Annotated in this window: 21 protein-coding genes; 12 read left to right on the top strand and 9 right to left on the bottom strand. The window is 61.4% G+C overall.

Annotated elements, in window-relative coordinates:
• Positions 1-250 precede the first annotated feature (250 nt).
• From ACR64R_RS23560 to ACR64R_RS23550, 3 genes are all read left to right on the top strand, one after another.
• Positions 251-1,282: an IS110 family RNA-guided transposase gene (locus ACR64R_RS23560; RefSeq protein WP_487358653.1), complete on the top strand. Its 1,032-nt coding sequence runs from the start codon at positions 251-253 to the stop codon at positions 1,280-1,282.
• Between the two features lie 315 nt (positions 1,283-1,597).
• Complete coding sequence (locus ACR64R_RS23555; RefSeq protein WP_487362526.1) at positions 1,598-1,924, top strand: conjugal transfer protein TraD; 327 nt, start codon at positions 1,598-1,600, stop codon at positions 1,922-1,924.
• A 1-nt stretch (position 1,925) separates the two neighbouring features.
• The gene (locus ACR64R_RS23550; protein ID WP_487358652.1) at positions 1,926-2,147 is read left to right on the top strand and encodes a conjugal transfer protein TraD; all 222 of its coding nucleotides are present in this window, start codon (positions 1,926-1,928) and stop codon (positions 2,145-2,147) included.
• Positions 2,148-2,305: 158 nt separating this feature from the next.
• Here ACR64R_RS23550 and ACR64R_RS23545 read toward each other — a convergent pair whose 3' ends face one another.
• From ACR64R_RS23545 to ACR64R_RS23520, 6 genes are all read right to left on the bottom strand, one after another.
• Positions 2,306-3,412, bottom strand: a complete 1,107-nt coding sequence (locus ACR64R_RS23545; RefSeq protein WP_487358651.1) for a caspase family protein — start codon at positions 3,410-3,412, stop codon at positions 2,306-2,308.
• Positions 3,413-3,425: 13 nt separating this feature from the next.
• Complete coding sequence (locus tag ACR64R_RS23540) at positions 3,426-5,897, bottom strand: GAP1-N1 domain-containing protein (RefSeq protein WP_487358650.1); 2,472 nt, start codon at positions 5,895-5,897, stop codon at positions 3,426-3,428.
• A 14-nt stretch (positions 5,898-5,911) separates the two neighbouring features.
• Complete coding sequence (locus tag ACR64R_RS23535) at positions 5,912-6,742, bottom strand: TRAFAC clade GTPase domain-containing protein (RefSeq protein WP_487358649.1); 831 nt, start codon at positions 6,740-6,742, stop codon at positions 5,912-5,914.
• Between the two features lie 2 nt (positions 6,743-6,744).
• Positions 6,745-7,521, bottom strand: coding sequence for a TRAFAC clade GTPase domain-containing protein (locus tag ACR64R_RS23530; RefSeq protein WP_487358648.1), 777 nt, complete (start codon positions 7,519-7,521; stop codon positions 6,745-6,747).
• 168 nt (positions 7,522-7,689) lie between these two features.
• Positions 7,690-9,006, bottom strand: a complete 1,317-nt coding sequence (locus tag ACR64R_RS23525; protein WP_487358647.1) for a GTPase-associated system all-helical protein GASH — start codon at positions 9,004-9,006, stop codon at positions 7,690-7,692.
• 528 nt (positions 9,007-9,534) lie between these two features.
• On the bottom strand, positions 9,535-10,410 hold the full coding sequence (locus ACR64R_RS23520; RefSeq protein WP_487358646.1) for a hypothetical protein: 876 nt from the start codon (positions 10,408-10,410) through the stop codon (positions 9,535-9,537).
• Positions 10,411-10,648: 238 nt separating this feature from the next.
• Between ACR64R_RS23520 and ACR64R_RS23515 the strand changes: the two genes are divergently transcribed.
• The gene (locus ACR64R_RS23515; protein ID WP_487358645.1) at positions 10,649-11,611 is read left to right on the top strand and encodes a hypothetical protein; all 963 of its coding nucleotides are present in this window, start codon (positions 10,649-10,651) and stop codon (positions 11,609-11,611) included.
• Between the two features lie 303 nt (positions 11,612-11,914).
• Here the strand turns inward: ACR64R_RS23515 and ACR64R_RS23510 are convergent, their stop codons facing one another.
• Positions 11,915-13,249: a tyrosine-type recombinase/integrase gene (locus ACR64R_RS23510; RefSeq protein ID WP_487358644.1), complete on the bottom strand. Its 1,335-nt coding sequence runs from the start codon at positions 13,247-13,249 to the stop codon at positions 11,915-11,917.
• Between the two features lie 253 nt (positions 13,250-13,502).
• Positions 13,503-14,975, bottom strand: coding sequence for a rhizopine catabolism transcriptional regulator MocR (gene mocR, locus ACR64R_RS23505; RefSeq protein WP_487358643.1), 1,473 nt, complete (start codon positions 14,973-14,975; stop codon positions 13,503-13,505).
• A 401-nt stretch (positions 14,976-15,376) separates the two neighbouring features.
• Between mocR and iolE the strand changes: the two genes are divergently transcribed.
• Genes iolE through ACR64R_RS23470 form a run of 7 tightly spaced genes read left to right on the top strand, consistent with a single transcriptional unit; the run spans position 15,377 to position 22,467 of the window.
• Positions 15,377-16,288, top strand: coding sequence for a myo-inosose-2 dehydratase (iolE, locus tag ACR64R_RS23500; protein WP_487358642.1), 912 nt, complete (start codon positions 15,377-15,379; stop codon positions 16,286-16,288).
• Between the two features lie 27 nt (positions 16,289-16,315).
• Positions 16,316-17,413, top strand: a complete 1,098-nt coding sequence (locus ACR64R_RS23495; RefSeq protein ID WP_487358641.1) for an ABC transporter ATP-binding protein — start codon at positions 16,316-16,318, stop codon at positions 17,411-17,413.
• The gene (locus tag ACR64R_RS23490; protein WP_487358640.1) at positions 17,410-18,723 is read left to right on the top strand and encodes an extracellular solute-binding protein; all 1,314 of its coding nucleotides are present in this window, start codon (positions 17,410-17,412) and stop codon (positions 18,721-18,723) included. The genes ACR64R_RS23495 and ACR64R_RS23490 overlap by 4 nt, the downstream gene beginning before the upstream one ends.
• A complete protein-coding gene (locus ACR64R_RS23485; protein ID WP_487358639.1) occupies positions 18,723-19,628 on the top strand; it encodes a carbohydrate ABC transporter permease in 906 nt (301 codons plus the stop codon). The genes ACR64R_RS23490 and ACR64R_RS23485 overlap by 1 nt, the downstream gene beginning before the upstream one ends.
• Positions 19,625-20,443: a carbohydrate ABC transporter permease gene (locus ACR64R_RS23480; protein ID WP_487358638.1), complete on the top strand. Its 819-nt coding sequence runs from the start codon at positions 19,625-19,627 to the stop codon at positions 20,441-20,443. Before ACR64R_RS23485 ends, ACR64R_RS23480 begins: the two co-directional genes overlap by 4 nt.
• Positions 20,444-20,503: 60 nt before the next feature.
• Complete coding sequence (gene iolG, locus ACR64R_RS23475) at positions 20,504-21,496, top strand: inositol 2-dehydrogenase (RefSeq protein ID WP_487358637.1); 993 nt, start codon at positions 20,504-20,506, stop codon at positions 21,494-21,496.
• A 32-nt stretch (positions 21,497-21,528) separates the two neighbouring features.
• Positions 21,529-22,467, top strand: coding sequence for a sugar phosphate isomerase/epimerase family protein (locus ACR64R_RS23470; RefSeq protein ID WP_487358636.1), 939 nt, complete (start codon positions 21,529-21,531; stop codon positions 22,465-22,467).
• 60 nt (positions 22,468-22,527) lie between these two features.
• On the opposite strand, the gene ACR64R_RS23465 is transcribed toward ACR64R_RS23470, so the two are convergent.
• Positions 22,528-23,637 carry a Gfo/Idh/MocA family protein gene (locus tag ACR64R_RS23465; RefSeq protein WP_487358635.1) on the bottom strand — a complete coding sequence of 370 codons (1,110 nt, stop codon included), beginning with the start codon at positions 23,635-23,637 and terminating at the stop codon, positions 22,528-22,530.
• Positions 23,638-23,795: 158 nt separating this feature from the next.
• Here ACR64R_RS23465 and ACR64R_RS23460 point away from each other — a divergent pair, with 158 nt between their 5' ends.
• Positions 23,796-24,641 carry a MurR/RpiR family transcriptional regulator gene (locus ACR64R_RS23460; protein ID WP_487358634.1) on the top strand — a complete coding sequence of 282 codons (846 nt, stop codon included), beginning with the start codon at positions 23,796-23,798 and terminating at the stop codon, positions 24,639-24,641.
• Positions 24,642-24,784: the final 143 nt, after the last annotated feature.

Raw genomic sequence — 24,784 nt, 5'->3', positions numbered from 1 at the left:
GAAAAAATCTCGGGATGGACCAGCCTGTCCCGGGCTGTCTCGGCAACCCTGGAGCCTTCCGGCAAGCTCTCCCCTATCATTGCCACATCGACAATCAATGGAGACAACCATGCGAAAACATGGGCTAATCGCGGCGCGACTCACGATCTATTCCGTCGGGACGGCGGATGGTGAAGGTGGTTGCTCCTCGATAGAATCGGAAGCGGGCTCACGATTGGCGCCGGGCCCAAATATCGGACGGAGAGCAACCATGGAGCAGTATGTCGGCCTTGATGTTTCCTTGAAAGACACCGCAATTTCGATCCGCCAGGATGGTGAGCGGATTTGGCGTGGAAAATGTCCTTCTGACCCTCAGATACTGGCGCAAGTGATCCGCAAGCATGCACCGCACGCCAGCCGCGTCGTCTTCGAGACAGGGCCATTGGCAACTTGGTTTTATCACACGTTGGCGGCTAAAGGTCTGCCTGCGATCTGCATCGAAGCGCGCCATGCGCAGAAGGTGCTGAGCGAAACGCTCAACAAGACCGATGCCAATGACGCGGATGGGTTAGCTCGGCTTGCCGAAGCGGGCTTCTTCAAAGCGGTCCGAGTCAAGTCGTACGACACGATGTTGATCCGCACGCTGGTGGCGGCACGCAATCAATTCATCCTCATCTCGACGCAACTTGGCAACCAGATACGCGGAACAATGAAGACGTTTGGACTCATTGTTCCACGGGGCAAAGGAGGCGCGTTCGAAAACAATGTCCGGAACCTTCTGGACGGCGAAGAAGGTCTGGCTCGGATCATGCTGCCGCTGCTCGAAGCCTGGCGCGACGTTCGCAAGCGCGCGGCCGATCTCGATCGTCAGCTACTTGCCACGGTGCGCAAAAGTCAGCGGGCTCAGTTGCTGATGACCGTCCCCGGCATTGGTGCGGTGACGGCTATTTCCTATGTCGCAGCGATTGAAGACACCGACAATTTCCGCAAGTCACGCGCGGTGGGCGCTTGGCTGGGTCTGACCACACGGCGTTACCAGTCCGGTGAGGTCGACTATGACGGCCACATCTCACGACGAGGTGACAAACGCCTGCGCAGCTTGCTCTATGAAGCCGCGCTGGTGATCCTCACCCGAACCGGCGCCAAGAACGAGAGCAGCCTCAAGAACTGGGGACTCCAGCTACGTGAGCGCCTGGGCTTCAAGCGCGCAGCGATCGCGGTGGCGCGTAAACTGTCAGTCATCATGCACGCGATGCTCAAGTCAGGAGAAGCCTTCAACCGATCGGCTGGGGCCAGCGCCTAGCCTAGGCAACCCCCAGTTCCACACTCTCAGCGCGTCGTCATTCTAGCGCGCCGAGGCGTCCCTGCCGGGACGTGGGTCAGACCATTCCGTTCTCGTGATTGCAGCTCTCGGGAGACTGCGGCGCAAACACAGGAAGGCCTCGCCTGCGAAGACCCATAATGCGACGGCCAAATGCCGATCGCGGAGACAACCCTGCTCCCGGCACTCGCCTATGACTCGTGCGAAAGCGGCCACTGCGGGCATGCCCATTCTTCGTTCCAACCTACGGCGGTGCAATCCATCGCCCGACTAAATGGAGTTGACCAGATGAGAGCGATTAGACAACCACGAGACTTCGACACCGAACTGAAGGCGCTGGAGGACAAAGCGCGCGAGCTCAAGACGCGAAAGGTTCAGCAGCTTGGCGAGCTGGTCATCGCCACCGGCGCCGACCAACTCAGCAGCGAAGAGCTGGCCGGCGCACTGGTCGCAATCACTGAGACGAACGACACCGCAAAGCGTGATGCATGGGCTAAGCGTGGGGTGATGTTTTTCGAGAGCCGATCGCGGCGAACTGCTCCAGCATCTGAAGGCAACCGGCGAAGCGCTCAGGCGCAACCGGGCGGCCTACAATCGCCGGCAGGCGGCACAGGCTCGCAATGACATGCGCACGTGGCAGGTCGAGCGACGCAAGCGTACGCGACTTCTGATCGAACTCGGCGGGCTCGTCGTCAAGGCAGGCATTGTCGAGCTCGCCAATGACGATCGCGCTACCATCTACGGCGCGTTACTCTGGATCGCTGCGAAATTGCAAAGCCATGACAGCGAGCATCCGCGCAACCTATGGGCCGTGAAGGGAAAACAGGCGTTCAATGCCGAACGGTAAGAAGAGCAAAAGGGCCAGCGAACGTAGCGGTGGTCGGCGCGAAGCGCGAGTAGCGGGCGGCGCGAAGCCCCGACAGTGTAGCCCCGCCCGCGTTGCGCCAATAGCCGAATGACGAATGTTTTGAGTTGGGCAAGTCGGCAAGCGATTGCCATTTCTTGTCAGCGCTTAGCCAGTGAGGAAAGTTCTGGATGGTGCGGGAACTCTTGCAGGGCCGTATGAATCAAGGCATTCCTGTCAATGCCACGTCCACCTCCACCCTGCCGGAGCGTTCGAAGCGCCGAAAACCAAGCTGCTTGGCCGGTGCCACTGAGCTTGAGTCGAGATACGTCGCCTCCAGCCCGCGCCCAAATGTCTTGCTCAAGAGGGCCCGTCGGATAGAGGTCGAGCATGATCTGCTCGAACCGTTTCCAATCGTCCAGCCCGAGCGACTGTGGCATTCCCGCGCCTTTCGTCCCACCGCGGAAGAGTGCGATCGGGAAGTCGTCCTCGACGTCGTGCGCCTTGAATATCGGATGCTGTTGGCCTGGAGCCGCCTGTCGCACCTTCTCCCCTACGTAACTGAACGTCTCGAATATTCGGATTAAGCCATCCCCACGGTTTGGCGCGCCACCACGCAGGGCCATGAGTAGGTGCTCGGTGAACAAGCTGTTTCGTGCGCCGTGAAACACTAAGGAGGTCTCGTCCATCCTCGATGAAGCAATTAGCACTCGTCCGGTGCCTTGCGCCAATCGCCCAAGAGCCTTTTCGGTGAAGCCCAAATCAAGGCCGCCGACCGCGCTGCCAGATTTGAGATTGCCCGCACCACCCGAGTGACATGCATCAAGGAATACGAGAAGCCTGCCGGCATCGATCACCCGCAACGCGTTGGTAAACTCGTCCTCAGACAGGGTGGTCGAAGCGATGTCGGCAAGGGAGCAGTCCGTCGGGACGAGGGCCGCCTGCTGATGGGACGGATCGCCCAATAACGCACCATGGCCCGAGAAGTAGACAATCACGGTGTCATCGGGGCCACTCTGGCGTGCTAGGTCATCTAATCCCTGTCGAATTCGGCTGAGCGTAGCTTCGCCGTCCAGCAGAACCGTCACATGATTGGGATCGTAGCCGCATTCGCCTGGAGAGGTTAGGACGGTCGCAATGTCACGGGCGTCGTTGAGCACGGAGCCCGGCAAGGGATTGACCTCATCGTAGTTGGCGATCGCAATGATTAGCGCGCGACCAATTGGGAAGCCCTTCGCGTCCGCGGTGGTTCCAACTCCTGCGGCCATGGACAAAGTTCCTTTAGCGACGGGTAAGATCGTTGTCGTTCGAGAGGAAGCGCAGTTCCTCACTTTGTGGATACTCGCGCCGCATCTCGCTTAGAAGTTCGCGAAGCGGCATAGCGCCTCCCTGCCGGATTCGGCGGATGGCATCCTGCCATCGTGAGCGCCCGTTGCCGTGATAGGTGAGATCTGCGCCTTTGCCACCGGCTCGCTCCCACAACTCGTTGTGGTCCGGTCCAGTCCAATAGAGATCAGCGGCTACGTTCGCTACAAGGTCCCATTTCTCATCGAGAGATAGGGGCGTGATGCCTAGCATGAAGCGCGTGATCAACCCCAGCATACTATGACATATTCGCAATGCGACTTTGACATCATTTCGCCAACCCGCACCCGAGAGTTCATTTGCGGCATTCTGCCATCTCCTTTCTAGGACCAGACGGCCGATTGCCTCAGCTTCAGCGGGAGTAAGATCCCGACCGCGCCCAAAAACGTGGCGCAGCCAGCCCACGAAGACTTCCTGTCGGTAGTCGGACAGAACAGATATAATCCCCACGGCAGTGGCCACGTTGGTGCGCGCTAAGTTGTCCAGGGTGGTTATTAGGCTCGGCGAAGCAATGATTTCTGCCTGAAGTTCACCGTCCGGAGCGTATGGCGGATTACCTCCCTTTGAAGCGTCTATCCAGCCTGCGGCCGAGGCCTCAAAGAATCTGTGGCGCACCTGCGTGTCGAGGCTTGCCCAAACTTCCTCTCGCCGCTCGAACCGGCCGAGGTCCGCCAGCGGCGAGAGTGACAATACTGAAAGCAGCCGTCCGTCGACGCGGGCTTGATCGAGCAGGCTCGTCAACACAGCGTTTCGCGCTGCTTCTGGATTTTGGGGAGCCTGCCAGAGCTTGGGATCAGTCTCCATCGCAGCGCCCCACAATCGCTGTGCACGCCCCGTTGTATAGTCAAGATCACGGAGAAGAGCGGGGGTGGTTGTAACAACCTCGACTGCGATTTCCACGACACGTCGATCATCAAAGGATAGAGCGACGGCGACGAGTTCGGCCCCAGTCCCGTGACGCAAAGCCTGCCGCAATCCCGCCAAATGCCTCTTATCCTGATCGACCTCTAGCTGTCTCTTCGCCGCTGCGGTGGGATCGAGGAATGACGAGGCGACGGCACCGTGAACTTTGAACCAGTGTCGTCGAAGCGACGCATCGAGTATTTGACTTGCCAACTTCTCGGGTAAGCTCATCGGTACGACCTGGGCCAGCTTGTCCTCAACCGCAGGGTTGTTGGGCAGAATGGTAAACAGCTCAACGGTCGCCGCGCCCACTAACTGGCTCCAGCGCCAGAACGCGGAAGCGAAACTTGACCGTGGATCGAGCGCGGCATTGTTAAGACCGGCCAACACTGCGGCGTTCCATTCCGGAATAGCTCTTTCGGCGCTTGTCACACTAGCGACGATCTCGGCGTAGGCCGCGTCGTCAGCGGCCGCGAACGAATCGTCGGCGACCCGACGCTCGATGCCCTTCCACAACTCTTTGGCAGGACTAATTCCTGGAATCGACAGGTTCCGAAGCGCGAGGACATTCCGTACGGTTGATTGTCCGACGGTCGCCAGCACGCGATCCAGTATGAGAGCCTTATGCATGCTACCGGTCTCAGGATCCGGTGAGAGTTTGTCGATCAGTCGCAGTGCTGAAATCAGCCGCTCGAACGTGGCATCAGCTCGCGAGCTGAGAAACCAAGCTTTCTCCAGAAGGGCGAGATCGGACATCGTTCTCGGCTTGGCGTCTATCTCGCGAATGAATTGAAGCAGGGGCGACGCTTCCTCGTCGCCAGTGAGAATTTTGGCCGCCAGCGATGTCGATGATGCCATTGCTCCGACAACGCGATAGCCAGACCATCGCGTGATGAGTGCCTGCGGTGTACAAATCAGGGAAGGACACGGCGTCTCCCACAGATCCTTGGGACTGAAGCTCAGTCGAAATGCAAAGGCTTTTCGAATAGAGGGCAGCAGATGCGGCCACAACGCGGCGACGAGATCGTCAAATCCCTGGTGGCCGGCGCGAACAACCGGCGCTTGCCCTGGGCTCACTAGAGCCGCCGCAGTAGCTTCCAGGTCCGGCGTGGCGACCTTTTCGCTCTTGCCAACGTTCACTTCGAGCCTGACGAGCGTTTCAGGCACATTCGTCGAAGTGGCGAGAACTGCAAGCAACGCGCGCAGGTCGGAAATCTGCGCCATAGCCTCGATCGGTATGAAAAGTGCGTGTGATAGCACCATACCTGCACGCGAGGCACCGGCATCGCGGAACGTCCGGCCAAGAACATAGATGTCGCCGGTCGGAAACCCGCTTAAATACGGAGACCAATCTGCACCTGGGGGCGCCGTGTCGGGCAAGTCCAGCCGATTGGCCAAGTCTGCCGCCAAGCGCGCATCGCCGCTCGCTGCCCGCAGCACATGAGCACCGTTCGCCTCTCCATACACAGCTTGGTCTATTATCATATAGTGTCCTGCGATCAGGCTGAGCCCGCTAGGAGCAGCTTGATAGGCAGCGTCAAATCTGTGGTCTGTTCTCCGCCCTGATTGATAACAAAGCCGAACTGCTCCGGGCCTAGGGCCGCGTATTCAGGATCCGGCTGATCCGAAGCAAGTGGGCGGCTGAGCGCAGATAGGCCTAGGACGATCGGGCTGATCCACCTGCTCGTGATGAAGTCTGCGAACATCGGAAGGCGCTCGCGTAAGACGTCCATCGGTCTACCTTCTACGTTCATCTCATCCCAGCAACTGAGCAGAATCGCAACACGTGGCGCTTCCAGCTTTTCGACCTCCGCGCCGCCGCGAGCATGCAACAATATCTGGAGCAGCTCGACCAGCCTCGCCTGGTCTGAGATTTGTATCGCTTCGTTTTGCCGGCTAGCTCCCTTCAAGTCGGCCAGCGGCCTAGAGAAGATATCATCCGTCACACGCATCTTATTAAGCCGAATCAGCAGCGCCCATGCGGGCGTGTTGGCGATCCTGGCTCTCCAGGAGGCGGGCACCCTGCGATTGGCGATGATGTCTTTCACCTGCTCGCCGCCGTAGTCGGGCCATATCAACTCGGCGGTCCTACCGTCCTCGTCGACGATGGGCCACAAACTGTCCGAATAAGTTGAGCGGGGTGTGTGGTCGGCAGTCATCCCTTCATCGAGCTGCTTCATCGCTGACTCGAACGGGGCCAGGTTCGTGGCCGCTCCCGCCATCTTCAGCTCGCCGTCGCCTCTTATCAGGCGCTTTAGCAACTGCGCACCAAAGTGTGTCTTGCCAACGTCGGATTCGCCGACGAGAAGGATCGCTCTCGTCTTTTTCATTCTCACCTCACGCCCACAAGGAAGAGGGGATCGAGCTTCGTCGACGGAGGTGAGGGAAGTGTGACGACTGCGCGTCGCGTCGCGAGCACCCAGTCGAGCAACTCGAGCAGACCTGTTCCCTTATTCCCTGTCTCGGACAATATGCTCACCCGGAATTCGACAGCGTCCGGCATCGGTTTGAAGACTGCACCGCGTACTGCGTTCTCCATAGCAGGTGAGATAGCCAAATCTGCCTTCGTCCAGACCAAAGCCACCGGTCGATTATGACGCTCAGCCGCCATGCGTGCGGCAAGCAATTGGAACGAACCGCGGGCTGAACCCATTGCAGACCCGGATAACGCTTCGCAGTCGGCAACCAAGAGGATGACATCGGCATGCTCTGCCACCCATTGGGCGCCCACACCATCAGGTGCATCGCGATTCACGGCCCACTTTCGGAACCACTCCCCGGACGCATCTGCGAACAGATAATCTCGCGGCGCTTCCGCCCCAGCGAGCGCGAGGTGCAATTGACCCGGAACCCTACCGTTCCCGCTTGTTGTGTGGGGAGGAAATCCCGCCGATCGACCTGGATCCCAGCGCAGCGCCCCCGCTACAGCTTCCCATCCCTCGAGCGTATAGGAGCCGGCGAAACGATGGCGCTCGGAGAGCAGTCCGCGTCCGAGAAGTAAGTACCAAGCGGCCAAAAGCGTCGTCTTCCCGGCATTCTCAACGCCGGCAATGCCGACGACGATCGGCTTACCTCTACCTGAAACGAAACTGAGATCCGCGAGTCCCATAGCGCTCCCCGACCACGGCAACATCAGCTCGTCGGACAGCTTGACGATTTCTCCCTCCGGCCGAGTAGTGCCAGTCCATTCGGAACACTCGGTCGCGTCTAGATATCCTAGATCACATGGCGCATCTGGCATAAAACAATTCGGCTTCCGACACGATTTCATGACGGCTCAGCCTTTCGCCGCTCGTTTGACCGTCGGCACGTCGCGCGTTGCGCGGGCCGCTTGGAGCTCGCGAAAAATCCAAGTCGCCCATTGCGGCGCGGTGAGCGTAGTGTCTGCCGGAACCCCGAAGAGTTTCCTGAAGGTCGAATCGTCCTTCATCATCGTAGGATGCCCAACCAAGCCGATGACTGGGCCTCTGCCGACGGGGGCGGATGCGAGTTGAGCTGCTGCCTGGATTAAACCTGCCATGCCATCGATCGTCTGGAGTTCCTCAGCAAGTTCGCCAATACCTCGTTTGGTGCCCCCAGCCGCTCCGTCGATCGCTAGAACGGCTTCCTCTAGGAATGCTGCGACGCTTGCCGGTGAGAACGTCGGCACCTGCTTGTGCAAATCGAAAGCCATGAGAGCCGCGGCGGCAAAGGGCGGCAAGCTCCGATAAGTGACGCGGGCACTCGTCGAAAAGAGAGCTTCCTTCCACCAGAGGAGGTTTGCGCGGCGCTGAAGTCCGGCGGTGGCCGCGCTTACCGCAGCCAGCGTAACGTCGACGTGTGTCGCAACTGCCGTCACCAGAGTCTGGATCGGTTTAGACAAATCGATCGCTTCGCCAAGAGTCTCATTTTCCGCGGTGTTGACAACACTTGCGATGGCGGCCGCCATCCGCGTGGCGAACTCTGTCGCCCAAGGCTGCGGATTGTTTGACCAATGCGGATTTCCACCGGTTGCCTGCCCCTGAGCATCCTGAGGTCCTGCTGCGGCAGAGATCTTCTTCGCGAGCGCCGCCTGATTGATCGTCCGCTCCTTCGAGCGCATTTCAACTATGGGGATTGCATCGATCTTAAGCTTGCCGACAGAAATAGAATCAGGCGTAGCCCACTCATTCTCCGCACGGTCATCGACGCGCTGCTCAACCTCCCGGACAACGTCGGTCCAGATGTCCCTCTCGTCCCCAACCTCCATGTAGGGGAGGGCATTCCTAGCAGAAACGGCAAAGGCGACGGCGATCCGGTCGTTCTCGTTCGCTGCACGCACCAGGGCGTCCAGCAACATAGGCCGGATCACCGCGATCGGCGTACCGGAAAAGGTATTAGAATAGGTAGCCCAGCGGTTGGCTAAGACCTCTACGACTTCCTTAACCACAGGATCGTCCGACGGTGCATTCGGATCGAATGCAATAAGCGAGAAGGCAGTTGTCTTGGACGGAGTTTTCTTCAAAACCTCGACGAGATCGTCGGCCGCGCCAGCCAGCTTCTCAAGTTTCGCATCGTCACCGCCGACGTCAATCAATCCGCTGTGGAGAAAACGAAGAAGTATCCGGTCGCTCATGGCGGATTCCTATGTTCGATTAGCTGAAGTTCTACTGGAGCGAGACAGGTGCGCTCTTGTGGCCAGTTTTTCAATGACAGCCGGAATCAAGTCTTAGCCGCCAATTCCTATTCATTCCACGTCTATAGCGGCGCCATCATCTCGGCAAGCCACGAGTGCGCTAGTACAGGCGGCATGCTACCGGCTTGGACCGAGACTTCGGTCATCGGTGCAGTATGCCCGCAATAGGTCGAAGCTCTTCACACACAAGATATTGGGGGGAGTATGCAACAGTTCGAGCGAGTACCTCCCTACAATTCTCCGACGAGGGAGATGACGCGACCTGGCCCTACTGTTCAATATACGTGTCAGATTCAGGAGAATGTTCCATCAGCCGGATTGGCCGAAATGAGGCTCATGCCTGCCTGACAGATTTGGGGGCAAAAACGGAATGGCAATTCAGATTCGTCAGCTTGCTAAAGTTCACTTTCGCTTTAGCTAGCAGGGGTCGAGAAAATCAGTCAGAGTCGTTCGGCCGCCTTGATTTTGCTACCCCACAAGTGTGGTCATGCGCTCGACAAGTTGCTGGCGAAGAACGGCAAGTCCTTCACCATTATTCAGATAACGGATATACCGCAGATGCCTTAGATCGAACGGCACGTCCTCAGGATTTTGCGTGATGAGAATGAAGTTGCGTCCAAGGGCGTGTACGATGCCGGTCTCATAGAAGACATTTGCATTCCGACCCGTCAGGTCGCACACCACAACTCGGGAGCGGTCGATTAGTGTGACGATGTCTTGGACGACATGATTATGTTCCCAAATGTTGTCAGCCCGATTGCACAAGAGATTGATAGAAGTCGCGGCTTGATTGATTGCGTCGTAAACGGGAGTGAAGCTGGCTTCGAATGGCATCATTGCTGATACCTGTTGTGGATCCACTCTGGGCGGATACCGCAAGGCGAAAATCTGAGGCGCGTTCTGTTGAATTTGGGCTAGGCCGAAAAGCGCTCTGTAAAGGTCCGACTCAACGATCGTCCAATGCGTGGTGGTCCAATCCCACTGGCGTCCTACGCTTGAGAGGCCCAATTCGGTTGCAATACTCGGCAACCGATCCTGCCCAATTGGAGGCACTGAGAGGTCGTATTGATATCGAATGATTGCGGTTTTACTATTGCTTCCGAGCACCGAAACGGTGCCGACGCGGGCAACGCTGTCCGGATCACGTCCTTCCGCCATGAAAAGGGTAGGCAGCGTCGCGAGACGGGCGAAGTCAGGTGCTCCCTTTATAGTTCTATCGACACTCCACTTAGCCCTCGTCCCCTCGTCGGTGTAGGAAGTTAAAATACGATCGGCCGGAAATTCTACTTGCCCTTGGGCGGCAGAAGGCCAGGCAATGCCCCATATCAGTCGGTTGAACGCCAAAGCCAGCTCCGCTTGTCATTTTTTTGGCTCCAGGCCTTCTCCGCCAGAAGAGAGGTCGATGCAAGATCATGTTGATGTTCGGAACGAACCTGTCCCCAGAGAGCTCTACCCCCTAGAGCTGAACTGCCATCTACGCAACTCGCGTGCGGCTGATGGCCTTGGGCTGCCTTCATCCCGCTGCCGCCTTGCAATAACTCGACAGCCCGGCGATAAAAGCCCCGCTAGTGGGCTTGTCGGCATGGACCTGCAAAAGATTCTCAGCGAGAAAATTGACGCGTTGCCGGAAGGCCCTCACATGAAGGGCTTGCGGTCGGTGAAATTGCACATCGACAACGCCGCCAAGCATTTTGAGAGGGGGCATAGCGAGTCCGACCAGAGCCTGTTTACGGATGCGATTTACCGGTGCAACCAAGCCTTCGAAGGCAGCATCAAAGAGGCATACCGCGTTCTGGCCGGGAAGGACCCGGCGCATCAGAAGCCTTTTGAAATCGAACAGTACCTGGAAAAAAAGGAAATCCTCAAGACGCGCGTTCTGGACCAGTTCAAGAACTACAGGAAGGAATGGCGCAACCCGTCGACCCACGATTACATGCTCGATTTCAATTACGATGAAGCCCTTCTGGCGATCTCGTCGGTTGCAGGGTTTGCAATCGTTCTGAGCGACCAAATTGCCGGTAAGCTCGCTTATGAGGAGGCTGCGGCTTTACCCGCGGAGCCGCCTACCGACATGGAAAAAGCAGAGCCGCTTCTTGAGCTTATAGCCGCACGAATTCGGTCGTTTGGAGAAACTCACGTTGATAGGATCGGTGTGACCAAATCTGCCAGCAACGACTACTACCGACTGGAAGGCGCGTTGGCAGGCTTTCTCAATTCGGCATTATCCAGCCTCGGAACGGTGAAGGTTTCTCAAGAGTTGGCTGGGCTTGGTCGGCGAGTTGATATTATGGTGGAAAAAGAAGGCGAACGCATCGCCATTGAGATAAAGCGGCTGGGCACAAGCCGCACCCCGAGAACCGTGACGCGAGACGCAACCGCTAATGCCTTGGACTATCTTGAAATAGATGGTGTGACCGGCGCCATCGCGTTTATTTACTCGATCGAGCCCGTTTCCCAATACGCAATCACCCCGGGACCAGGCCAATATGCTGAGAACGTCAGGATTATAGCGCCGGTCAGAAATAAGGCGCTCGAAAGCGCCTGACCTTGCCCGGCCTTTTCAATCACGGGCGTAAACAAGAGGATGGGTCAGCCTTAACCTAATTTTTGGCCCGCGTGCCACTCAGCTCTCTGCGAACACAAAATTCCCTCCCCGTGGCCGTCCAGCAAGACTTCCAATGTCGAGGCATCGTCACGCCGTTCCCTCTAACGCCCTAATCGCGGCGGAAGACACCGTGAGGTCGAATCCAGCAAAGGTAAAGCCTCGGGGGAGGCGCTCACTGGCACCCTGTCCCCGCCTACACGCAAGCGCGACGACCAACCTGCAAGATGTTGCGCTATCGCATCACTAGGAGAGTTGGGTATCGGTAGAATAAGCAGCCGCCTTTAGGAACTTCCGCATAGCATCCTTACGCGCGCTGTGATCGAGCGCATAATTTGCGCGCTCGAACTTCACTCCATCAAGCAAGGCCTGAATGTAGCTAGCGACTGTGTCGCCTGCCATCACGAGCGCAGTGTCTACCGTGTGAATGTAGCGGCTCGTGATCGTTCCGCGAGAATGTCCCACCAAGGCGGCTATCGTCGACTCGGTAAAACCGAGATCGTTTGCCACGCTTGCAAAACTGTGACGAAGCACGTGCGGCGTAACGCTTTCAAGCGATGTGTCTTTGAAGAGCTTTTCCCATAGCTTTGGGAAGCCGACTAATGGCTTTCCTTCCTCCGTACCGGGAAACACGAAATCAGCCTCATCGTTGGACAATAGTGGTTGGAGCAACTCGACCACGGGCAAGCCGATGGCCCGGGTAGATGCTCCTTCCTTGGAATCTTGAAGCCTTATGCAGCTGCGCTCAACATCGATCTCGCCCATTCTGAGATTGATGATCTCGCCTCGTCGACATCCCGTCAAAGCGAGGGTCCGCACCATTTTGGAAGCCGTTGAAAACTGCGGGTCGTCAGCGGCGTCCGCGAGAATCTTGCCTAACGTTCGATACTCACGCTCGGTCAGACGACGGTCACGGACACGATCTTTTGGTTTGCGAAAGCCGTGAACCGGGTTCTTTTCGATGATCCCTTCCCGGATGGCATATGTGAAGATGCCGCCGAGGAGACCTACGCCGCGCGAACCAGTGCCAATACCTCCCCGAACGATCGCGCGGCCTCGCTTCTTCGTCTTGATGTCGGCTCCGGTCCTACCGTTGGCAACATCGCGCAGAAACTTGGCGATATCTGACGACGTGATCTCGGTCACTCTCCGATTGCCGAGGAGCGGAAGGATATGGCGCTTTATGCGGCTACGGTCGATCTCCATAGTCGACGGCTTCTTGGGGCGACCTCCTTTGCCTGGTACAAGTCCAACTTCACAATCGGCCAAATATCGGGTGCAAAGTTCTTTGACGGTGATCGTTTTGGCGTCGAGGAGTTTCTTCTCTGCGGGATTGTCCCCTTGCGCGATCCGACCGATCAATATGCGGGCCTCCTTTCGGGCCGCTTCTGGAGCCCAGGCCCCGTGGGGACCGATCGTGAATCGGCGGGTCCGACCTTTAGCTCTATACTGCACGAGATAGCTGCGCTTACCGGATGAAAACACGCGCAGCCCAAAGCCGGGCAACTCATCATCCCAAAGGAAGTAGTCCGACTTTCCCGGCCCTGCTTGATCCACGGTTCGTTTGTTCAGCTTAGCCATCGCGCACCCCACGGCTCTGTCGAAGTGATTCCGCGGAAGCACCACGGAAGCACCCGGACGGAAACTCCGGCCTGCGATAGGATACTGGCTTCGGTCTTCGGATCGACAAAAACTCAGTCGTCGTAGTAGCTTAGCGAACGATATCGTACAAAGACAAGCTATTGAAAAGACTAGCTAAATCGGCCTCCGAAGGCAGAGGTCACAGGTTCGAATCCTGTCGGGTGCGCCATCATCTGCTGGCGCCGGTGCCCCCTCACCCCAGCACCTCCCCGATCGCCGCAGCCAGCCTCTCCACCCCGTCCCGCGTCTGCACGGCGTCACAAGCCGCGTAGCCCAGCACCAGCCCTTGGGTCGGCGCCGTGTTCTGGAAATATTTCGACAGGGGCGAGACGTTGATCGCCCTTTTCGCGGCGGCCTGGCTGACCTTGATGTCGTCGATGCCTTCCCTCAGATAGCCCACCACCTGGATGCCGGCTTCGGCGGGGGAGAGCGTGATCTCGTCGCGCAGGCGTTCGGTGACGATCTCGCGGAAAAGCTGGCGGCGCTGGGCGTAGATGCGGCGCATGCGTTTCAGGTGCCGGCTCATATGGCCTTCGGTGATGAAATCGGCCAAGGCGGCTTGCAAGAGCAGCGGCGCGAACTGGCCGGTGGTGGAGAGCGCGTTGACGATGCGGCCGGCGAGTTCCGGCGGCAGCATCATGAAGCCCAGGCGCAGCGCCGGGAACAGGAGCTTGGCGAAGGTGCCGACATAGATGACGCGGCCGGAACGGTCCATGCTCTGGATCGCCGGCACGGGGCGGCCTTGAAACCGGTATTCGCCGTCGAAATCATCCTCGATCACCCAGGCATTGGCGGTCCCGGCGATGTCGAGCAAGCGCAACCGCTCCTCCATGCGCATGGTTATGCCGAGCGGATGCTGGCAGGCCGGCGTCACATAGATGAGGCGGGGCAACGGGTCGGGCGGCTCGAGATACCAGCCGCGCTCCTGGTCGACCGGGATGGGCACGACCCTGGCCCCGGCCACGGTGAAGGCGGCCTTGGCGCCGTAATAGCCGGGCTCCTCCATCCACACCGTGTCGTCTGGGTCGAGCAGCAGGCGCGCGAGAAGGTCGAAGGCGGCCTGCGCGCCGGTGGTGATGACGATCTGCTCGGGCCGGCAGCGCACGCCGCGCGCGGAATAGAGATAACCGGCGATCGCCTGCTTCAGCGCCGGGTGGCCGGTGACGTCATAGGTGCCGAACAGCGTCTCGCCGCCATGGCTGGCGCGGCGCGCCACCAGCCGGCCCCAGACGCCGAAGGGAAAGCTGCCCGCATCCGGCATGCCGGGGTGGAAGGCGACATGCCCCGGCCGGCCGTGATGATAGGGCTGGCTGAGCAGAAGCTGGCCGCGCAGCGAAGGCGACCGCAGCGGGATGGGTTGTTCCTCGCGCGGTAACTCGCGGGGGCCCTCGGGCAGGTCGACGATCACCGGGCGGGCGCCCTGGCGGTTGGCGAGATAGCCTTCGGTGACGAGCTGGTCGTAAGCGGCGACGATGGTGTTGCGGCCAAGGCCGAGCTCGGCGGCCAAAGCTCGGGTGGATGGAAGCTCCGAGCCGGGGGGAAGCGCCCGGTTGCGGATGATGGCGACGAGGCCGTGATAGAGCTGGCGCGACAGATGCTCGGGGCCGGCGCGGTTCACGGCCAGCATGTCGAGCGGGAAAGCCTGGGGTTTGGGGGGCGGGCGCATGCGGGCTAGCCTCTGCGGCCAGCTGGCAGCACGAGCTTGCAAAAAGTTCGCCCTGCAGCGTCGAGTTCCCGCCAACTTCGCGCCGACGGTCGACGCTCATTTCCATAGTGCCGCGTGAATGCTCTCGGATTTCCCATCCCCCCATCCTGTCACACCCACCGGCCGACACAACTGGTTCCTTCATTTTTTCCAAAACTGGCCCTCGCGATGGAGACAGAGCGGCGTAGACTTCGCTCAATGACGTTGGGGTAAGACGTCGACAAGAACATGTGAGGCGGGGTGCTGGGAGGGCCTCCCGCCTGACGAAACGGCAGGGCTTCGCCCGCCGCCAGCAATCGCGACCATCTCCTCCCGAGACCAGACCCCCGCGGCCATGACGGCCGCGGGGCGGAAAGCGAGCAATGACCACAGTTCGACTTGGCATCAACCCGATCACCTGGACCAATGACGACGTGCCGGAACTGGGCGGCGACACGCCGCTCGAGACCTGCCTCAGCGAAACCGCGCAAGCCGGCTATGCCGGCACCGAGCTCGGCGGCAAGTTTCCGCGCGAGGCCCGCACCCTTCGGCCCATCCTCGACCATTACGGGCTGGCGCTGGTCTCCGGCTGGTATGACGGGCGCATCTGCGAGAAGGAGGTCGACGAGGAATTCGAGGCGATCCGGCCGCATCTGACTTTGTTGCGCGACCTCGGCGCCAAACATGTCGTCTATGCCGACACCTCGCGCGGCCGGCATGGCGCCATCCACGATCCGATCTCGCAGCGGCCGACGCTGATGGACGCGGAATGGAAGGGCTATGGCGCCAAGATCACCAGGCTTGCCGAGCGGTTCTCCGATTTCGGCGTCGGCATGGCCTTCCACCATCACATGGGCACGATCGTCGAGACCGACGCCGAGATCGACAGGCTCATGCAGACGACCGGCGAGGCTGTGGGGCTGCTTTACGATACCGGGCACTGCGCCTTTTCGGGCGGCGACCCGGAACAGTTGCTGCGCCGGCATGTGGAGCGCGTCGTGCATGTGCATTGCAAGGATGTGCGCCCGGCGATGCTGAAGAAGGCGCGCGAGACCGATATGAGCTTCATGGGCGCGGTGGTGGAAGGCATCTTCACGGTGCCCGGCGACGGCGCGATCGACTATCCGACGCTGCTCAGGATCCTCGCCGACAAGGGCTATTCCGGCTGGCTGGTGGTTGAGGCCGAGCAGGACCCGGCCAAGGCGCACCCCTTGACCTATGCCACGATGGGGTATCGCAATCTCAAGAAGCTGGCCGAGGGCGCGGGCTTCCACGTCCACGAGCGCAAGGCCTGAGGAAAACATGGGGCGCCGGGGAGGGAAATGAGTTCGGTTCTGTACCAGAAGGTGGTCAAGAGCTTCGGCGCGCTCAACGTGCTGAGGTCGCTCGACCTTGCCGTGCCGGACCACAAGTTCCTGGCCCTGCTCGGCCCCTCGGGCTGCGGCAAGACCACCGCGCTGCGCATCCTGGCGGGGCTCGACATGCCGACCTCCGGCAAGGTCTTCATTGGCGAGCGCGACGTCACCCGGCTGCAGCCGCGCGACCGCGACATCGCCATGGTCTTCCAAAGCTACGCGCTCTATCCGCAGATGACGGTCGCCGAGAATATCGGCTATCCGCTATGGATCCGCGGCACGCCGGACGCCGGGCGGAAGGCCAAGATCGACGAGGTCGCCGCCGTCCTCGAGATCGGCCACCTGCTCGACCGCAGGCCGCGCCAGCTCTCCGGCGGCCAGCGCCAGCGCGTGGCGCTGGCGCGCGCCATCGTGCGCGACCCGGCGGCGTTCCTGATGGACGAGCCGCTGTCCAATCTCGACGCAAGGCTGCGGCTCACCATGCGCGGCGAGATCAAGCGGCTCTGCCAGCGCCTCAGCGCCACCACCATCTACGTCACGCACGACCAGGTCGAGGCCCTGACCATGGCCGACTTCGTCGCCGTCATGCATGGCGGCGAGCTGCAGCAGATGGCACCGCCCATCGAGATCTACGACCGGCCGGCGAACCGCTTCGTCGCCACCTTCGTCGGCAACCCGCCGATGAACATCCTGCCCGTAGCGCTTTCCGGGCAAGGCCCGATGGCCGCCGGCAAGGTCGTTCGGCTGGACGATGCGCGGCTGGCGGCCTGCCGGGCCGCCTCCGTCGCCGAAATCGGGCTGCGGCCGGAGGATTGCAGCGTTGCCGCCCTCGACATGCCTGATGCCCTGCCCGGGGAAATCTACGTCGTCGAACCGATGGGCAACGAGACGCTGGTCAATGTCCGCCTCGAAGGCGGCAACGTCTCGGTCCGGGCCGGGCGCGATTTCCGGGGTGTGGTGGGTGAAAGGATCGGCGTCGCCTTCGACCCGGCGAACGCCTGTTTCTTCAATTCGGCCGGCCTGACAGCCGTCCACAGGGTCAACAACAATGGGAGAGTGACATGATGCATTCCAGCAGACTTACTCGCCGCTCCGTCATAAAGGGCGGGCTTGGCCTGGCTCTGGCGACCACCGCCCTCACCACGCTCGGGCTGCCTATGCCCGCGAAGGCGGCCGGCAAGAAGGTGATCATCGGCGCCTTCGCCGATGGCGGCCTGACGCCGTTCAAGGAAAAGATCATCCCGCTGGCCAAGGAACAGGGCTTCGACATCCAGTTCCTCGAGGACGAATACGGCGTGACCCTGGAGAAGTGGTTCGCCGATGCCCAGAGCGGCGCCGGCCAGTATGACCTCTATCTGCTCGACGACCCGTGGGTGCCGCAGTTCGGCGCCGCCAACGTGCTCGAGGATCTCGGCGCCGGCGGCATCGACGGGTCCGACAAGGACTGGATCGGCTCGATGATCGACATGGGCTATTGGCCGCCGCAGAAGGGGCCGCGCGTCAAGGGCTTCGAGAACGCCAAGCCGACGCTGATCTGCGTGCCCTTCGTCGGCGACCTGCAGACGCTCACCTATCGCAACGATGTCTTCACCGGCGGCGCGCCCAAGACCTGGGACGAAGTGATCGCCAAGGGCAAGGAAGGGGTGGCCGCCGGCAAGATCAAGTACCCGGTCGTCTTCCGCGGCGTCTCCGGCAACCCGATCGTCACCAGCTGGTATCCGGTCTTCCTGTCGTTCGGCGGCTCGTTCTTCGACGACAAGTGGAATCCGATCTTCAATTCTGCCGAAGGCAAGGCCTCCGCCGAGTTCTTCGTCGGCACGATGAAGCAGAACGCTCCGAGCGGGGTGGTCGAGTTCGACTCCGACCAGGAGGGCGCGGCGATCCTCGGCGGCGATGCCGGCGCCATCATCCAGTATTCGGGCAATGCGCTGAAGGCCGACGATCCCGCCCAGACCAAGGTGGCCGGCAAGCTCGATTTCGGCGTCGTGCCGAAGCAGCAGTCGGCGATCGCGCAGATGGGCATCTTCATCGCCGGCGTGCCGAAATCTGCTCCCAACAAGGCGAACTCCATCGAGTTCCTGAAGTGGTATGTCAGCGCCGAAACCCAGGCCAAGCTGTCGGAAGCGGGCTCTATTCCCGTCAAGCGCAGCGCCTTCGGCATCGCCAAGCCCGGCAACCGGCTGATCCCGGTCGCGCTCCAGCAACTCGACGCCGGCGCGCTGCCCAGGCCGCGCACGCCCGACTGGGCCAAGGTCGAGGAACTGCTCGGCATCGAGCTCAACAAGGCATTGCAGGCCGGTTCCGGCGGCGGCGCGGCGTTGGACACGGCGGCCAAGCAGGTGAAGGACTACCTGACCACGGCCGGTTACTACTGATGCGCAACGGCATGCAGGCAAGCAAATATCGCCTGCAGGGGGCGGGGCTAGACCTCGCCCTCCCCTACCTCATGCTGGCGCCGGGCCTGACGATCGTGCTCGGCGTGCTGGTCTATCCGCTGTGGGACGGTCTGAGGGCCAGCACCAAGGCCTACCGCTATGGCTCGCCCGTCGCCGATGTCGGCCTGCAGAACTATGTGCGCCTGTGGAGCGACGCCCAGTTCCTGAATTCGCTCTGGGTCACCGTGCGGTTCGTCGCGCTATCGGTGTCCATCGAAGCGGTGCTAGGCTTCGCGCTGGCGCTGTTTTGCCTGCATGAATTTCGCGGCATCCGGCTGCTCAGGACCGTGCTCATCATCCCGATGGTGATCACGCCGGTCGTCGTCGCGATCGTCTTTCGCCTGATCTACGCCAGCGACGCCGGCATGCTGACGGCGCTCTCCGCAGCCATGGGCGGCAGCGCGGTGCAGATCCTCGGCGATCCGCTCAAGGCTTTCATCGGTCTCGTCGCGCTCGACGTGTGGGAATGGACGCCGCTGATGTTCCTGATCCTGCTCGCCGGCCTGCAATCGCTGCCGCACGAGCCGTTCGAGGCCGCGCGCGTCGACGGCGCCGGCGCATGGCGCGTCTTCGTTGACCTCACCTTCCCGATGATGCGGCCCGTGCTGGCGATCGCCATCGTGCTGCGCACCATCGACGCCTTCGGCACCTTCGACCAGGTTTTCGTGCTGACGCGTGGCGGGCCGGGCGAAGCGACGAGGCTGATCTCGATCTATGGCTATGACACCGCCTTCAAGTTCCAGCAGACCGGATACGCGGCGGCGCTGTTCGTGACGATCGGCCTCGTCGTGCTCGCGCTCGCCTTCAGCGCGATCAGGCTCCTGCGCAGGATCGACGCATCATGAACACCCGCCTGGCGCGCATCCTCACCACCATCTTCGTGCTGGCCGTCGTGCTGCTGCCGATCTACTGGCTGGTCTCCACCTCGCTCAAGTCCAACCGCGAGATCACCCAGGAAGGCACGCTCTATCCGCATGTGCCGACGCTCGACAATTACGTGCGGCTGTTCACCGAAAAGCAGTTCGGCTCCTACCTGACGAACTCCCTGGTGGTGACCTTCTTCTCGGTCTCCATCGCGCTCGCCGTCGGCGCGGCGGGCGCCTATGCGATCGCCAGGTTCCGCCTGCCTTTCGCGGCCGAGCGCAAGGTCGGCCTGTTCCTGCTCACGCTGCGCATCATCCCGCCGGTCGTCATCCTGATCCCTGTCTACCTCTTGATGCTCAGCCTCGGCCTGCTCGACAGCTGGCTCGGCCTGATCGCCACCTACACCGCCTTCAACGTCACCTTCTGCGTCTGGATGATGGAGAGCTTCTTCCGCGAGATCCCCGTCGATCTCGAGGAAGCCGCGATGGTCGACGGCGACTCGCGCTTCGGCGCCTTCCGCCGCATCACGCTGCCGCTGGCGGCGCCCGGTCTCGCGGCTACCGCCATCTTCGCCGTTCTGGTCACCTTCAACGAATTCCTGTTCGCGCTGGCGCTGACGGCGACGCCGCGCGCCATGACCATGCCGCGCGGCACCGCGACGCTGATCGGGCGTATCGATACCGACTGGGCTTCGATGTCGGCCGCCGGCGTCATCGGCGCGCTGCCGATCGTGTTCTTCGCGCTGCTGGTGCAGCGGCATCTGGTTCGCGGACTGACCATGGGCGCCGTGAAGTGACCGCCCGGCCGGGCATGTTGAACTGGCCGTCGCGGACGGCCGCACAGGAAAGTTGAACGCATGATGGATGTTTGTCTGTTCGGGGTGGGACTGATCGGAAGGGTGCACGCCGGCAATCTCGCGCGCCACCCGAAGGTGCGGCTGCGCTACATCGTCGATCCCAATCGCGAGGCGGCCGAGAAGGTCGCCGGCGCGACCGGCGCCGAGATCGCGGACATCGAGACGGTGATGAACGATCCGTCGGTGAAGATGGTGTTCATCGCCTCTGCCACGCGCACCCACGCCGATCTCGCCATGGCCGCGGCGGCCAAGGGCAAGGCGATCTTTTGCGAGAAGCCGATCGATCTCGACCTCAGGCGCACGGACGAATGCCTGGCCGCGGTCGCGAAGGCCGGGGTGCCGTTCCAGATCGGTTTCAACCGCCGCTTCGATCCGAGCTTCCGGGCGCTGAAGGAGCGGCTTGACGGCGGCGAGATCGGCGCGGTCGAGCAGGTCATCATCACCAGCCGCGACCCGGAGCCCGAAACCGAGGAAGCGCTGGCCGGAGGCGGGGGCGTCTTTCGCGAGATGACCATCCACGACTTCGACATGGCGCGAAACCTGCTCGACGAGGAGCCGGTGGAGCTGTTCGCGACCGGCTCCTCGCTGGTGGCGCCGCAATACAAGAAGCTCGGCGACTACGACACCGCGATGTTCATCCTGCGCACGGCGTCCGGCCGCCAATGCCACATCAACAACAGCGTCAGGGCCGCCTATGGCTATGACCAGCGCATCGAGGTGCATGGCGCCGACGGCATGCTGCACGCCGGCAACCGGCTGCCGACCTCGGTGGAAATGTATGGCGGCAAGGGCATATCGCGCGACAAACCCTATTACTTCTTCGTCGAACGCTATGCGGAATCCTACGCCGCCGAGATCGATCATTTCATCAGCTGCGTCGAAACGGGCAGGAAGCCGGCGGTCACGGCCAGCGACGGCCGCAAGGCCATGATCCTTTGCGAGGCGGCGCTCGCCTCAGCACGGTCCGGCCGGTTCGAGCCGGTAAAGCTCTGAGCGCATGGCCTGAAATCAACGGGGAGCTAAAAATGAAGATCGGCATGATCACCGACAGCCTCGGCAACCTGTCCTTCGACGAGATGCTGCGCGCCTCCGCCGAACTCGGGCTGGAGACGCTGGAGTTCGCCTGCGGCAACTGGTCTTCGGCGCCGCATATCGATCTGGCGGCCATGCTGGAAAGTCCCGCGACCCGCGCCGAATTCATCGCCAAGGTCAGCGACCACGGGCTGACGATCGCGGCGCTCAACTGCTCTGGCAACCCGCTGCATCCGGGGCCGCAGGGCATGAAGCACCGCCAGGTGACCGAGGACACGATCCGGCTGGCGAGCCTCATGGGCATCGAGCGCGTGGTGATGATGTCCGGGCTGCCCGGCGGCCCGGGCGACGCCAACCCCAACTGGATCATAACCGACTGGCCGCCCGAATGCGCCGACATCCAGCGCTACCAGTGGGACGATTGCATCATTCCCTACTGGCGCGATCTCGTCGCGTTCGCGAACAATCTGGGCATCAGGAAGCTTTGCCTGGAATTGCATGGGCATCAAGCCGTGTACAATGTCCAGACGCTGTTCCGGCTGCGCGATGCCGTCGGCGAGACGGTCGGCGCGAACTACGATCCGAGCCACCCGATGTGGATGGGCGCCGACCCCATCGCCGCCGTGCGCAAGCTTGGCTCGGCGATCTACTATGTCCACGCCAAGGACACGCGCGTCGAGCCGGTGCCGGCCGGCATCGACGGCACGCTCGACGCGCGCCCGCCGACGCTGTTTGCCGAAAGGGCCTGGAATTACATCACGCTGGGCTACGGCCACGGCGAAACCTGGTGGCGGCAATTCTGCACCGCGCTGAAACAGGTCGGTTACGACGACGTGCTGTCGATCGAGCACGAGGACATGATGCTGTCGCCGATGGAAGGCATGCGCAAATCCGTGGCGCTGCTGCGCAACGTCGCCATCAACCTGGCCTGAATGTCCAGACGCGGCTCTGCATCGGTGCGGCCGTGGCGCCCGTCCCCGCGCGCGGCTCGATCACCTCACATCGACCCAGCGCTGTTCCTGGAAGGAGCGGGCCATCGCATGCACGGTGCGCTCGATCTCCAGCCCCTCGTCGAAGTCGATGACGCGGGCCGGCTTGCCGGCGATGCGCATCAGGAGCTCGCGGCATTCGATCATCTTGAGGTCGTTGAAGCCGAGGCCGTGGCCTGGCGCCGGCAGGAAGGAATCGTAGGGCTTGTGATGTGGCGCGACCAGAACGGTGCGGTAGCCCTGCTCGGTCGGCCGGTCGGCGGTGAGGTAGAGCTGGAACTCGTTCATCCGCTCCTGATCGTAGAGGATCGAGCCCTTCGAGCCGAAGATCTGGATGGCGATGCGGCCCTTGCGGCCCCAGGCCGAGCGGTTGACGAGAAGCGTGCCGGCGACGCCGTTCTCGAGATGCATCAAGACGCTCGCGATATCATAGGTCTCGACCGCGCGGCGGGCGCCGGAAGCGGTCTTGCGATCGGCATAGGGTTTGGCCATGTCGCACATGACGCGGCTGACGCGGCCGAACAACGCCCTGATCAGCGACAGCGGATGCACGGCGAAATCGTCGAGCGCGCCATAACCGGACGAAGCCTCGTGCTTCCAGAAGAACAGCGCTTCCGGGTCGGCCATGAAATCCTCGTCCATCTCGATGCGCACGAGATTGACGTCACCGATGACCTTTTCCTCGAGCAGCGCGCCGATATGGCGGATGGCGGGGTTCTGGATGTAGTTGTAGCCGAGCACGGCGACCTTACCCGAAGCCTTTGCGGCCTTCGCCATCGCTTCGGCTTCGGCGAAACTCGGCGCCATCGGCTTTTCGCACCACAGATGCTTGCCGGCTTCGAGGATGGCGATGGCCATCTCCGGGTGGAACTGGTTGGGCGTGGTCAGCGAGACGACATCGACGTCCGGATCCTCGACCACGGCGCGCCAGTCGCCGGAGCCTTTGGCGAAGCCGAATTCGCCGGCCTTGCGTTTGGCAAGCTCGTCATTCACCTCGCCCAGATGCACCAGCTTCGGCTTCTCGACATCGGGGAAGACGGCGCCCACCGCGCTCCAGGCGATGGCGTGGCACTTGCCCATGAAACCCGTGCCGATGAGGCCCACTCCGACCATGTCGATTGTCTCCAGAACAAGGGAAAAGTCCTTATGGATGAATTAGTCCATTTCACTTGAGAATGGAACATCCAAATCATTTTTTATGGTGTTCTTGCGTGAACTCGCTATGATGAGGCAGGAGAGGGCAAAGCTTTATGGGCGTGGGCGGAGCGACGATGGACGAACGGGTGCCTCGCGATTTCGAAACACTGCGCGCGACGATCCTGGACAGGCGCGCGAGCCTGCCCAAGCGCATCGCGCAGATCGCCGCCTATGCGCTCGACAATCCCGACGACATCGCTTTCGGAACGGCGGCGAGTATCGCCGCCTCGGCCGGGGTGCAACCCTCGACGCTGATCCGGTTTGCCCAGCAGCTCGGCTTCGACGGCTTCACCAGCCTGCAACAGGTTTTCCGCGAGCGCCTGCGCGAACGCAATTCCTCCTATGACGAGCGGCTGGCCGCGCTGCGCGCCAAGGCCGAGGAAGGCGGCGGGCACCGGGCGATCTTCGACGGCTTCGTCGCCGCCGCCAGCACCTCGCTCGGCGATATCTCGCGCTCGCTCAACGACGCGCATTTCGAAGAGGCAGTGACGCTGCTGGCAAAGGCCGAGACCATCTATGTGCTGGCCAAGCGCCGCTCCTATCCGGTCGCATCCTACATCGCCTATGCGCTGGGCAAGCTCAAGATCCGCAGCCAGCTGGTGGAGTCGGCCGCCGGGCTGAATGCCGAGATGATCGGCTTCGCCACGCCGCGCGACGCCGTCATCGCCATCAGCTTCTCGCCTTACGCGCCGGCGACGATCGAGGAGACGCGCTCGATCGCGGAGCAGGGCGTGCCTATCGTGGCAATCACCGACTCGTCCTTCTCGCCGCTGGCGCAATTCGCCAAGGTCTGGTTCGAGGTGGCCGAGGCCGATTTCGGCGGTTTCCGCTCGATATCGGCGACGATGGCCTTAGCCATGGCGCTGACCGTCGCCGTGGGCGAGAAGCGCCGCGAAGCCGGTCGCCGGCGCAAGGGCTGAGCGTTTCCGCCAAGCGCTTTTTGCCTCGGGAATGCACATTCCATATTGACTACGGATTGGAATTAATATTTCATATTGATGGCGCCACGCCGCCTTTTGCGCGTGCTGCCCAAAACGACGCAGCTCTGCACAACAAGGCCGAT

It is taken from the genome of Mesorhizobium sp. MC2-1-1 (assembly GCF_057597255.1).
The sequence above is the reverse complement of the archived record's forward strand: the minus strand, read 5'-3'. Positions and strand labels throughout refer to the sequence as shown.